Below are 11930 nucleotides of genomic sequence, written 5' to 3'. Positions count from 1 at the left end.
ACCCAATGGAAAAAAAGAAGGATCGACTAATCCGCGGCACGGCTCTTAATGGTAAGGTGAGAGCGTTTGCTGTCCGCACAACTGAATTGGTTGAAGAACTGAGACGCAGACACGATACGTATCCAACGGCTACAGCCGCAATGGGACGTACAGTTACCGCTGCAGCCATGATGGGCGCTATGCTCAAGGGTAGTGAGAAGCTGAGTATTATGGTTAAAGGGAATGGACCAATCGGACAAATCGTTGCAGAATCCAATGCATTGGGAGAAGTGCGTGGTTATGTGCATAATCCGCACATTCATTTACCGAGCAATAGCATGGGGAAATTGGATGTAGCTGGAGCGGTTGGAACTGAAGGGTTCATTGATGTTATAAAAGATTTAGGCATGAAAGAGCCATACCGCGGTAGTATTCCTATTATTTCCGGGGAGCTTGGTGATGATTTTACTTATTATTTTGCGGTTTCTGAGCAAACTCCAGCTGCGGTTGGCCTAGGTGTGTTGGTAGATACCGATGAGTCGGTAATTGTGGCTGGAGGGTTTATTGTTCAGCTTCTTCCTGGTCTGACTGATGCGGAGATCACAGAGATTGAAAAAGCTGTAGGGGCGATGCCCTCTGTAACAGCACTTCTCGATCAGGGGCTGGAGCCAGAAGAAATGCTGCGATACCTGTTGCCGGATGCAGTGGTTATGGATGAACTGGACATTAACTTTGCTTGTCAGTGTTCGCGTGAGCGGGTAGAGCAGACATTGGTTAGCTTAGGGCGGGATGAACTGGAGAGATTAATTGCAGAGGATGAACAGGCTGAAGTCGTATGCCATTTTTGCAATGAGGCTTATGTTTTCAATAAGGACGATTTACAGGTCATTTTAGAACAAGCGAATTCGTAGGGCATTGGGATGATGACGAGACAGGAACGCGCACTTCGCAATACGGTTATTATTCTAGCTGTTGCAACTTTAATGCTCGGGGGTCTATTATTCTGGAGTTTGCGCGCCATGGCCCTTCTTAAAGGAGATACAACAGACAATGAATCACCGGATGTAGCGACTGCAGGCGGACAACCGATAACGGATCAGCAGTGGATGGATGAGCTCAAAAAAAAGCATGGAGAAGAAGTGTTAATCAGTATGCTTAACCATATTGTCGTGAACATGGAAGCTAAGGCTTTAGGAATTACCGTGACAGACGATGAGGTTAAGCAGGAACTGGCACGCACTATAGTTGGGTACGAATCAGAAGCGCAATATTATGCTCAAATGCAATCTCAGCTCGGATTATCTCGTCAGGAAGTGTTCGCAGAGACAGCTTATCGTCTGTCCTTACAAGCGATAGCCACGGAAGGCATTACAATCAGTGATGCTGATATAGATGCTTATTTAGATCAAAATGCCGAGCGCTTCATTCCAAAAAAGGAAATGCAGCTCTCTATGATCAAGGTTTCATCCTATGAGGAAGGTCAGCAGGTAATGGATCGCTTGGAACAGGGTGAGAATTTTGCTGATTTGGCTAGAGAAGTGTCTATTGATGATGAGAGTCGGCAGCACGGAGGCAGCTTAGGTAAAGTAGAGGAAGACAACCCTTTTTGGCCAGAGGGAATGTTAAAGACTGCCGCTGGATTGGATGTGGGTGATATAGCCGGTCCGATCGAGACAGGGGAAGACTTCGCCATTATCCGCTTGGAGAGTATTCACTCTCCAGAAATGCCGGATCAGAAAGAAATTCGGGCGCTTGTACGTCAAGAGCTGGCTTTGGAGCAAGCCCCTCCCTTGCAGCAGGTGGAAAGCGATTTACGCAATAAATATGAGGTATCAATAAATATTGACAACAGCCTGCAAGATTGATAATATGATATTAACGTAAACCCTACCGTTTTAGTCGGAAATAACTGACGGTGGTCAACAATTTAAACTCCATACACAGAAGCATAAAGTCATAATTTACGTTCTTATATCGCATTTATCATTCTAAGGAGGTTTTTGCTCATGGCTAAAGTCGTTAACAACGTAACAGAATTGATCGGAGGTACTCCGCTCGTTCGTTTGAATCGTCTGGCACAGGAAGGCTCCGCAGATATTTATTTGAAATTGGAATATCAGAACCCGGGGTCAAGCGTGAAAGACCGGATTGCAATCAGCATTGTGGAAGAAGCTGAGCGTGAAGGTCTACTGAAACCGGGAGGTACGATTGTAGAAGCTACTAGTGGTAACACTGGTATCGGCCTGGCACTTGTAGCTGCTGCTAAAGGTTATAAAGCAGTTATCGTAATGCCGGAAACAATGAGCTTGGAGCGCCGTAATCTCCTTCGCGCATATGGAGCGGAATTGGTGCTGACCCCAGGATCGGAAGGTATGAATGGTGCGGTTAAGAAAGCAGACGAAATTCTGAAAGAGAACCCAAGCTATTTCCCATCCGAGCAATTCAAGAATAAAGCGAACGTGAAGATTCACCGTGAGACTACTGGACCTGAAATTATTGACGCTATTGAATCCATCGGCGGTCCTTTGGATGCTTTTATTGCAGGTATCGGAACAGGCGGAACGATCACTGGTGCGGGTGAAGTGCTGAAAAGCCAATATCCTGATATTAAGATCTATGCTGTGGAGCCTGCTGCTTCCCCAATCTTGGCTGGAGGCAAACCAGGCCCTCACAAAATCCAGGGTATCGGAGCTAACTTCATCCCTGAGATTTTGAACCAAGATATCTATGATGAAATCATCCACGTTGAGAATGATGAAGCTTTCGAAACTGCACGTCGTGTAGCTAAAGAAGAAGGCGTCTTGTCTGGTATTTCTTCAGGTGCTGCTGTATTTGCCGCACTTAAAGTAGCCAAAGATTTAGGCCCTGGCAAAAAAGTAGTAGTCATTATCCCAAGTAACGGCGAACGTTACCTGAGCACACCACTTTACAATTTCGAAGCGTAATTGTTTGCAATAACGTAAATCTATAAGAGTCTTCATACCACTTTTTTGGTGGTGATGGAGACTCTTTTCGTTGATTTAAAAGGCATTAGGTACTGTGGATATATGGTAGGCTAGACGTGGTGATTTTATTATTGTTGGAAAAAGCTCTGGTTTTTGCAGAAAACGCAAAAATCATAATAATTTCCTATCGCTGAGGGCTTTTCAATAATGCCTTAAGTAAAGTATACTGACAGGCAATATACTACTGATGATTGGACAAAACTAAGCATATGCTTACGAAGCGAGTTTTGTCCCGAAGATTAAACTGTAAGATGATGCTAGACAAAACTTTTAGGAGGATGGCTTTGGAAATCATAACAACCTGGAACGAGTGGGAACAATGGGCTGCTGAAGACTGGAGCATGTTTCCCTTGATTATAAAATCCCCCCGGTGCACCAACGAATTACCCGCGTCCTGGGAGAAAGCCTGGGAGTTAGCTTCCCAGTATTCTGTAGTTTTAGAAAGTGGTAAGGGTGGCCGTTATACGTACTTGGGCTTGAATCCTGTTTCGATATTGAAGGGCAAGGAGAATAATGCCGAAGTATTTATCTTCCCTACTGAATCTTTGGAATCAGCATCAGTGGACGAGGAGAGGATACCTGAGGCAACAACACTGCATGGACAACCACTGGAGCTACTGCAGCAATGGATGTCGAATTTTACGTCGCCTAAGTTAAAGGATGAAGATGTTCCTCCTTTCACTGGTGGATGTATTGGATTCCTTGGTTTTGATGTGGTTCGTTCTTTGGAACGATTGCCGTCTCTTGCCCAAGATGATCCTGGTTTTCCTGATTATCTTTTTATGAGGTTTGACGAGATATGGATTTATGATCACGAAGAGCATGTGCTGTATTGTGCTGTTCACGTACCAGTTCCAGCAGACTGTGGGATGGAGGATCTGCAAAATCTTTATCTTGGCAGTATAGAACAGGCTGGACAAATGGTAGAGCAGTGGCAGCTGATATCTTCAGCTGCAGGATTGGATGATGAGGCTGTGGGCAGTATTGAGGCCCTTACAGTTTCATCAGGAGAGTGGCCGGGCATGGCTTCGGCTTTCTCGCCTGAGAAGTTTCAGCAGGCAGTGCTGGACGTTCAGGAATACATCCGCCAAGGCGATGTCTTCCAAGTGAACCTCTCGCTGCGCCAGGAGGCGCAGCTGAAGTCCTCGCCGGAGGATGTTTACGAGTGGCTGCGCAAGCTCAACCCGTCCCCGTACATGGGGCTCCTGCGGTCGCCCGGCTTCGCGCTGTCCAGCGCCTCACCAGAGCTGCTCGTCAAGCTGCACGGGGACAAAGTGAGCGCCCGGCCAATCGCCGGTACCCGGCGCCGGGGACTCACTCCCGCGGAGGATGCTGCCATGGAGGCGGAGCTTCGCGGGAGCGAAAAAGAGATCGCCGAGCATATCATGCTTGTCGATCTGGAACGCAACGACATCGGACGTGTCGCTGCATACGGTTCCGTCAGCGTGCCGGAGCTGATGACGGTGGAGCGCTACTCTCATGTGATGCATCTCGTTTCGCAGGTAGAGGGCCAGATTGCGCCGGATAAAGACGCGTATGCGGTTATCGCAGCTTTATTCCCCGGGGGGACTATTACAGGGGCTCCCAAGGTAAGGACAATGGAGATTATTGAAGAATTGGAGCCGGTTCGACGTGGGCCCTATACAGGATCGATGGGTTTTATTGACTATAACGGCAATATGGAATTAAATATTATTATAAGAACGCTGGCCGTAAAAGACGGGGTCGGATATATTCAGACAGGTGCCGGCATAGTGATCGATTCTGATCCCTACCGTGAATACCGTGAATGCCATAATAAAGCCAAAGCGGTAGTGAAGGCAGTACTCTGTAGTGAACTGCAGCAGGAATTGCCTGCTACCAGCGGAGCCGAAGGGGGAGTAGCACTGTGATCTTGGTCATCGATAATTATGATTCCTTTACGTATAACCTCGTACAGTATTTAGGTGAGCTTGGGGAAGAGGTTAAAGTGCACCGCAATGATGAAATTACCATCGAAGAGATTGAAAAGCTGGCACCTGACCATATTCTAATTTCACCAGGCCCATGTACGCCAAATGAAGCGGGAATTAGTCTGGAATTATTGCATCATTTCAAGGGAATCATACCGATCTTCGGCGTATGCCTTGGACATCAAGCGATTGGACAAGCATTTGGTGGCAATGTCATCCGTGCTGAGCGTTTGATGCATGGGAAGACATCGCCTATTTACCATAACGGGACCTCAGTTTTTGAAGGTCTGGAGTCTCCATTTACAGCTACTCGATATCATTCACTGATTGTAGAGCGGGAGAGTCTCCCAGATTGCTTGGAGATTACGGCTGAGACTGAAGAAGGGGAGATTATGGCATTGCGCCATAAAGAATACCCTATTGAAGGTGTACAGTTCCACCCGGAATCTATTATTACGGATCATGGTCATACGATGCTGCGTAATTTCTTGAAACGGAGAGCCGGAGAAACGGCATGAAATATATAGGATTTAACAATGGTGTCATTGACGCCCGAGAAGCCGTGGTTTCTGCCTTGGATCACGGCTTTTTGTACGGTATTGGCTTGTTCGAAACCTTCCGGACCTATGAGGGAGTTCCCTTTTTGCTGGAGCGTCATTTGAAGCGTATGGCAGAGGGGTGCAAGGAACTGGGCATTCCATTTGAGGCAGAAGCGGCACATCTGCTTGACTGGATTAAGCGCGTTATGGACAAAAATGAATTAAAAGAAGCTTATATACGCTATACCGTAACAGCCGGTGAGGATATTCTCGGATTACCTGCTGATGATTATCAAAAGCCCAATCATTTGTTGTACATCAAAGCGCTGCCGAAAGTACCAGATAAACTCTACAGTGAAGGCAAAGAGCTGCAGCTGTTGTCCTTGCGGCGTAATACTCCTGAGGGAACGGTGCGATTCAAGTCGCTGCATTATATGAATAACATTCTGGCTAAGCGTGAGCTTAGAGGGTATGCTTCTGCGGCAAATGGTGCTGAAGGACTAATGCTGACGGCAGAAGAATTTATTGCGGAGGGCATTGTCAGCAACATCTTTTTTATAAAAAACAACAGGCTCTATACCCCAGATCTCACAACAGGCATTCTTCCGGGAATTACCCGGGAAATGGTGCTGGAGCTGGCTCTTAGTGCAGGCCTTAGTGTTGAAGAAGGAACATATCACTGGGAGCAGTTGAAAGCTGCTGATGAAGTGTTTCTTACCAATTCCGTACAAGAAATCGTTCCTGTTACCGGGATGTGGCACGGAGATGCAAGATTTACTATAGGTACTGGCCAGTGTGGAACAATTACTGCTGGCTTGATTTCATCATATAGAGATAGGACGGCGATTGCGAAATGAGACCAGTCCTCTTTAAGCGGACATACCGTTGTGGAAATACAGACTTGGAGTTAGGAAATCAAACATTGATTATGGGCATCCTTAATGTTACCCCTGATTCTTTTTCAGATGGAGGACTTTGGGATCATCCGGACAAAGCCGTTGAGCATGCGCTGCGTATGGCTGCAGAGGGTGCTGATATTATTGATATCGGCGGTGAATCTACTCGTCCTGGTCATCAACCGGTGGGACTTGAAGAGGAGTTAGCCCGTGTATTGCCTGTGATCGAGAGTATTCATAAGGCGGCACCTCATCTTCCGTTATCCATCGATACCTATAAAGCTGAAGTAGCCCGCCAAGCTATAGCTGCGGGTGCCCATATCATTAATGACATATGGGGTTGTAAGGCTGATCCGGAAATGGCGGCAGTGGCCGCTGCTGCTGACTGTCCTATTATTTTGATGCATAACCGGCAGGACCGTAATTATACGAATCTGAGCGCGGATATGTCGGCTGATCTTAAAGAAAGTATTGATCTTGCGTTAGCCGCAGGTGTTAAGCCGGCCAATATCATATTGGATCCAGGTATCGGCTTTGCTAAGGATTATAATGAAAACCTGCAGGCAATGATGCTTTTAGACGGGTTGACTGAGTTAGGCTATCCGTTGTTACTGGCGACATCCCGCAAAAAATTCATCCGCACGGTACTTGATTTGCCGTCTGATGATGTTGTGGAAGGCACTGCAGCTACAGTAGCCTTTGGTATTGCTCAGGGTTGCCAGATCGTACGTGTACATGATGTATCTCTGATTAAACGAACGGTTAAGATGTGTGATGCGATGTTGTATGCTGCACCTCCAGTGGTGCGTGAATAGCTATATTTTACGAAAAAGGGCGGATTAATCATGGATAAAATGACAATGCATCGCATGGAATATTACGGATACCACGGTGTATTTGAGGAAGAACGTAAGCTGGGGCAACGTTTTTACATTGATTTAGAGCTTGAGCTTGATTTGCAGGGCGCGGGCTTGAATGATGATTTGAATCAAACTGTGAATTATGCTGAAGTTCATGAATTAGTCAAAAACATTGTCGAAATAAAGTCTTTTAAGTTGATTGAAGCTTTGGCAGAATATATTGCATCCTCCGTACTGGACACTTATACTGTTATCAATGCAGTAACGGTTAAGGTAACTAAACCTCATCCGCCTTTCGACATTCATTTTCAGGGAGTGACTGTAGAGCTGCGCAGAACTAGAAAGTGAGAACAAGGTCCATGAATATACATTCCACCTCTGAAGAATCAGAGGCTTATATTGCTTTAGGGGCTAATTTGGGTGACCGCGAGGGCACACTGTCAGAGGCTTTGAACAGACTGGACGCTCATGATGAAATATCGGTGGTCCGCTGCTCCAAAGTTTACGAGACAGAGCCAGTAGGTTATTTAGATCAGCCGCAGTTTCTCAATATGGCAGCAGCTTTGCGAACCACACTTGCGCCCGAGTCCTTGCTGGAAGTGATGTTGGGGATTGAAACGCAGTTGGGTCGTATCCGGGATATCCGCTATGGTCCGAGAACGGTAGATTTGGATTTGTTGTGGGTTGAGGGTCAGGTGCTTGATACACCACATTTAACGTTACCGCATCCACGCATGTTAGAGCGTGCTTTTGTATTGTTTCCGCTCAGTGACATCGTTCCACAGAATGAACAATCTTCCGGACTTCGCAAGCTGATCACAGCAGCGCTTCAAGACATAGACGGGAAGGAAGGAATTCGGTTGTGGACAACAAGCGTTTGGGACGGAGGGTCAGGGCATTCCGTAAGCTAAAAGGGTATACTCAACAGGATCTTGCGGATCTTGCCGGAATTTCCTTGGCTGTGCTTGGTGCAGTCGAGAGGGGTAACAGACGGTTAGAAGATCAAATTTTAGATAAAATTGCGAATGTTCTAGGGGTTACAACAGAAGAGCTTGTGGATCCCAACTCATAATTACCAAGAATTAGAAGGCGGGAAGTGATACGAATGCTGAAGATTGGCGATATTGAGATGAAAAATCAGGTTGTTCTGGCACCTATGGCTGGCGTGTGCAATCCGGCTTTTCGTCTGATCGCTAAGGAATTTGGTACAGGTCTGGTCTGTGCGGAAATGGTAAGCGATAAGGCCATTATTCACGGAAATACACGTACTCGCGAAATGTTGTTTGTAGATGAACGGGAGAAACCGCTTAGTTTGCAGATTTTTGGCGGGGATAGAGCATCACTGGTGCAAGCAGCTAAAGTCGTTGATAAAGAAACCAATGCTGATATTATCGATATCAATATGGGATGCCCAGTCCCAAAAGTGACTAAATGTGATGCGGGAGCCCGCTGGCTTTTGAATCCCGACAAAATCTATGAAATGGTCTCTGCGGTTGTCGATGTTGTCGATAAACCGGTAACCGTGAAAATGCGGATTGGCTGGGATAGCGAGCATATTTTTGTCGAAGATAATGCGCGTGCGGTTGAACGTGCCGGCGGTAAGGCTGTCAGCGTACACGGTCGTACCCGGGAGCAGCTTTACACAGGCCATGCGGACTGGAACTATATCAAGATGGCAAAAGAAGCAGTTTCCATTCCCGTTATCGGCAACGGGGATGTTAATACACCAGAAGATGCTCGGGCTATGTTGGATCAGACTGGCTGCGATGGTGTAATGATCGGGCGTGGAGCACTCGGTAATCCTTGGATGTTGTATCGTACCATTCAATATTTGAGCACCGGCGAGCTTATGCCTGAACCTGGGTTGGATGAGAAGATTAAGGTTGCTATTCTTCATATGGATCGTCTGGTAGCTCTTAAGGGAGAAGCTGTAGCTGTTCGTGAGATGCGTAAGCATATGGCTTGGTACTTAAAAGGCTTGAAGGCTGCCGCTAGAGTGAAGGATGTTCTCATGACAGAAACAAAACGCGATGGAATGGTGAGGATATTGAATGATTTTGTCGTTCAATTAAAGCATGAAGAAGAGAGCAAGGGCATTGAGATGTCTTCTTCTGCTGTATAATCGCCTTTTTTCTGCTGATATTTGAACACATCTGACTTTATATGTGGTGTCATTGACATTTTGTAGCGGTTCCAATATAATTTCACAGTATAAAATCGCCGTTACAGTAAGAGCAATGCAGCAGGGAGGGTTCTTATCCTTCTAGATTAGCATATAGTATGGTGTTTTCAATAATTGTATACGACAGGAGAATCGGTTGAGATGAGCGATAAAGAAGTCATCCTTACGCCGGACGGGCTAAAACGTCTGGAAGATGAGCTGGAGACCCTCAAATCCGTAAAACGCCGTGAGGTTGCTGAACGGATTAAGGTAGCGATTGGCTACGGAGATATCAGTGAGAACTCGGAGTATGAAGACGCGAAGAATGAGCAAGCTTTTATCGAAGGACGCGTTCTCACTTTGGAGAAGATGCTTCGCAACGCGCGTATCATCAATAGCGACGAGATCGTTACTGACGTAGTAAGTATTGGTGTTACTGTAAGTGTCGAGGATTTGGAATATGGGGACACTATGGAGTATACGATCGTAGGTACAGCAGAGTCTGATCCACTGAATAACAAGATTTCCAACGAAAGTCCGGTAGGCAAAGCTATTATCGGGAAAAAAATAGGTACGGTTGTTGATGTTTCTACACCTGCAGGAGTTATTCAATATAAAATTCTCGATATCAGAATGAAGTAATATACAGACCTTAATGTCTGTAAATAGATGTGCTGCCATATGTATTAGTCATTTCACTGTACATAGGTAGATAAGGGAACATGTTTGGGAAAGCTTCCTTAGGGAAGCTTTTTTCAAATCATCCAGAAACGATAGGTAAAACAAACTGCTTATATTTTGAGCTGGAACGGGACTGTCCTCTAACTATGGAGACGGAGCCGTTTCTTCTTGTGTATATGATATTACTGAGTTATAAGGGGATGAATCGCATGACCGAGGAAATGAACAATGTGGACAATGCAGAGAACGAACTTAGTGAGCTTTTGCAGATCCGCCGTGCCAAACTGGACGAGCTAAGAGGACTTGGTATTGATCCTTTCGGCAAAAAATACGAGCGCACAGCTAACGCTGGCGATATCGTAGCTAAGTATGATGGACTTTCCAAAGAGGAATTGGACGAGCTTTCTGTTGAAGTGAGCATTGCTGGACGTATTATGGCAAAACGCGTTATGGGAAAAGCCAGCTTTGCGCATATCCAGGACCTTAGCGGAAGAATTCAGCTTTATGTTCGTCAAGACAGCATTCCTGAAACTCAATACGCGGCGTTTAATGTTCTCGATCTGGGAGATATTATCGGCGTTCGTGGAACAGTATTCAAAACCAAAACAGGCGAGACCTCCATCAAAGTGCATAATCTCGAAGTCTTGTCCAAATCCCTGCTGCCACTTCCTGAGAAATATCATGGTCTTAAAGATGTAGAACTGCGTTATCGCCAGCGCTATGTTGATTTGATTATTAATCCGGAAGTTCAACAGACCTTTATTGCCCGTTCAAGAATTATTCAATCGATGCGTCGCTATTTGGATTCACTTGGTTATCTTGAAGTTGAAACACCTACACTTCATACGATCGCCGGCGGAGCAGCTGCGCGTCCGTTTATTACTTACCACAACACACTTGAAATGCAGCTGTATATGCGGATTGCTATCGAGCTTCACTTGAAACGCCTTATTGTTGGCGGTTTGGAAAAAGTGTACGAAATCGGCCGTGTTTACCGTAACGAGGGAATGTCGACCCGTCATAATCCAGAGTTCACTATGATTGAGTTGTACGAAGCTTATGCTGACTACAAGGACATCATGAATCTCACGGAGAATATGATTGCACATATTGCCCAAGAGGTATTAGGTACACAACTGCTGGATTACCAAGGCAAAGAGGTAAATCTGTCTCCAGGATGGCGTCGTGTAACTATGGTTGATGCTGTTAAAGAAGTAACCGGTGTTGATTTCAGCGTTCACATGACAGATGACGAAGCACAAGCTTTGGCAAAAGAACATCGTGTGCCTGTTGAGAAACATATGACGTTCGGTCATATCCTTAACGCTTTCTTCGAGCAATTTGTAGAGGAAACGCTAATTCAGCCAACCTTTGTAATGGGACACCCTGTTGAAATTTCACCACTTGCGAAGAAAAACGATGAGGATCCACGCTTTACCGATCGTTTTGAGCTGTTTATTGTAGGTCGTGAGCACGCTAATGCATTTAGTGAATTGAATGATCCGATTGACCAACGTCAACGCTTTGAGGCACAGATCCAGGAGAAAGAGCAAGGTAATGACGAAGCTCATGAGATGGATGATGATTTCATCCGCGCCCTGGAATATGGTATGCCGCCTACTGGCGGACTGGGAATCGGTGTAGACCGTTTGATCATGCTGCTTACCAATTCTGCATCAATTCGCGATGTATTGCTGTTTCCACATATGCGTAACCGTACTGAATAGTATCTATACAACACAGGGCTTAAGGGAGCTGTCTAAGGGCAGTTCTCTCAGCTACTGTTGATTAGAAGCAGTGCTTTTACTTCATTGCTCCTATAGAATGTAGAGATTTAATATTAGTTTCAAAAAAACT

At 45.8% G+C, this 11930-nt stretch carries 13 protein-coding genes; all 13 read left to right on the top strand.

The genetic code is table 11. The annotated features are described in order from the left end of the window. Window positions 1-5: 5 nt before the first annotated feature. The 13 genes from hslO to lysS all read left to right on the top strand — a co-directional run bounded on the left by hslO (window position 6) and on the right by lysS (window position 11800). Window positions 6-890, top strand: a complete 885-nt coding sequence (gene hslO, locus MHH60_RS27535; RefSeq protein WP_036678742.1) for an Hsp33 family molecular chaperone HslO — start codon at window positions 6-8, stop codon at window positions 888-890. 9 nt (window positions 891-899) lie between these two features. Further along, on the top strand, window positions 900-1844 hold the full coding sequence (locus MHH60_RS27530; RefSeq protein WP_081389179.1) for a peptidylprolyl isomerase: 945 nt from the start codon (window positions 900-902) through the stop codon (window positions 1842-1844). A gap of 141 nt (window positions 1845-1985) precedes the next feature. Next, on the top strand, window positions 1986-2924 hold the full coding sequence (cysK, locus tag MHH60_RS27525; protein WP_036678737.1) for a cysteine synthase A: 939 nt from the start codon (window positions 1986-1988) through the stop codon (window positions 2922-2924). A gap of 401 nt (window positions 2925-3325) precedes the next feature. Next, on the top strand, window positions 3326-4876 hold the full coding sequence (locus tag MHH60_RS27520; RefSeq protein ID WP_415624290.1) for an anthranilate synthase component I family protein: 1551 nt from the start codon (window positions 3326-3328) through the stop codon (window positions 4874-4876). Then, window positions 4873-5454 (top strand): aminodeoxychorismate/anthranilate synthase component II, encoded by a 582-nt coding sequence (gene pabA / locus MHH60_RS27515; protein WP_036678733.1) that lies wholly within the window; start codon window positions 4873-4875, stop codon window positions 5452-5454. Before MHH60_RS27520 ends, pabA begins: the two co-directional genes overlap by 4 nt. After that, entirely contained in the window at window positions 5451-6332 is an 882-nt protein-coding gene (gene pabC / locus MHH60_RS27510; protein ID WP_076138482.1) for an aminodeoxychorismate lyase, read from the top strand. Before pabA ends, pabC begins: the two co-directional genes overlap by 4 nt. Further along, window positions 6329-7186 (top strand): dihydropteroate synthase, encoded by an 858-nt coding sequence (folP, locus tag MHH60_RS27505; protein ID WP_076138481.1) that lies wholly within the window; start codon window positions 6329-6331, stop codon window positions 7184-7186. The genes pabC and folP overlap by 4 nt, the downstream gene beginning before the upstream one ends. Window positions 7187-7216: 30 nt before the next feature. Continuing rightward, on the top strand, window positions 7217-7579 hold the full coding sequence (gene folB / locus MHH60_RS27500; RefSeq protein ID WP_076138480.1) for a dihydroneopterin aldolase: 363 nt from the start codon (window positions 7217-7219) through the stop codon (window positions 7577-7579). An 11-nt stretch (window positions 7580-7590) separates the two neighbouring features. Further along, window positions 7591-8142 carry a 2-amino-4-hydroxy-6-hydroxymethyldihydropteridine diphosphokinase gene (gene folK / locus MHH60_RS27495; protein ID WP_036678725.1) on the top strand — a complete coding sequence of 184 codons (552 nt, stop codon included), beginning with the start codon at window positions 7591-7593 and terminating at the stop codon, window positions 8140-8142. Continuing rightward, complete coding sequence (locus MHH60_RS27490) at window positions 8094-8303, top strand: helix-turn-helix domain-containing protein (RefSeq protein ID WP_076099929.1); 210 nt, start codon at window positions 8094-8096, stop codon at window positions 8301-8303. Before folK ends, MHH60_RS27490 begins: the two co-directional genes overlap by 49 nt. Window positions 8304-8336: 33 nt before the next feature. Further along, window positions 8337-9353 (top strand): tRNA dihydrouridine synthase DusB, encoded by a 1017-nt coding sequence (gene dusB / locus MHH60_RS27485; protein ID WP_076130084.1) that lies wholly within the window; start codon window positions 8337-8339, stop codon window positions 9351-9353. Between the two features lie 201 nt (window positions 9354-9554). Further along, window positions 9555-10034 (top strand): transcription elongation factor GreA, encoded by a 480-nt coding sequence (gene greA, locus MHH60_RS27480; RefSeq protein WP_036678719.1) that lies wholly within the window; start codon window positions 9555-9557, stop codon window positions 10032-10034. Between the two features lie 248 nt (window positions 10035-10282). After that, window positions 10283-11800: a lysine--tRNA ligase gene (lysS, locus tag MHH60_RS27475; RefSeq protein ID WP_038573979.1), complete on the top strand. Its 1518-nt coding sequence runs from the start codon at window positions 10283-10285 to the stop codon at window positions 11798-11800. The last annotated feature ends 130 nt before the right edge of the window (window positions 11801-11930 follow it).

This window comes from Paenibacillus sp. FSL H7-0716 (genome assembly GCF_038002705.1).
Lineage (GTDB): Bacteria > Bacillota > Bacilli > Paenibacillales > Paenibacillaceae > Paenibacillus_AQ > Paenibacillus_AQ odorifer.
This window is presented reverse-complemented; position numbering and strand designations above follow the sequence as displayed.

What these genes read in the sequence shown, in the direction of transcription:
- hslO (WP_036678742.1), top strand. Translation starts at nt 6, where the DNA reads ATGGAAAAAAAGAAGGATCGACTAATCCGCGGCACGGCTCTTAATGGT.
- MHH60_RS27530 (WP_081389179.1), top strand. Translation starts at nt 900, where the DNA reads ATGATGACGAGACAGGAACGCGCACTTCGCAATACGGTTATTATTCTA.
- cysK (WP_036678737.1), top strand. Translation starts at nt 1,986, where the DNA reads ATGGCTAAAGTCGTTAACAACGTAACAGAATTGATCGGAGGTACTCCG.
- MHH60_RS27520 (WP_415624290.1), top strand. Translation starts at nt 3,326, where the DNA reads ATGTTTCCCTTGATTATAAAATCCCCCCGGTGCACCAACGAATTACCC.
- pabC (WP_076138482.1), top strand. Translation starts at nt 5,451, where the DNA reads ATGAAATATATAGGATTTAACAATGGTGTCATTGACGCCCGAGAAGCC.
- folP (WP_076138481.1), top strand. Translation starts at nt 6,329, where the DNA reads ATGAGACCAGTCCTCTTTAAGCGGACATACCGTTGTGGAAATACAGAC.
- folB (WP_076138480.1), top strand. Translation starts at nt 7,217, where the DNA reads ATGGATAAAATGACAATGCATCGCATGGAATATTACGGATACCACGGT.
- folK (WP_036678725.1), top strand. Translation starts at nt 7,591, where the DNA reads ATGAATATACATTCCACCTCTGAAGAATCAGAGGCTTATATTGCTTTA.
- dusB (WP_076130084.1), top strand. Translation starts at nt 8,337, where the DNA reads ATGCTGAAGATTGGCGATATTGAGATGAAAAATCAGGTTGTTCTGGCA.
- greA (WP_036678719.1), top strand. Translation starts at nt 9,555, where the DNA reads ATGAGCGATAAAGAAGTCATCCTTACGCCGGACGGGCTAAAACGTCTG.
- lysS (WP_038573979.1), top strand. Translation starts at nt 10,283, where the DNA reads ATGACCGAGGAAATGAACAATGTGGACAATGCAGAGAACGAACTTAGT.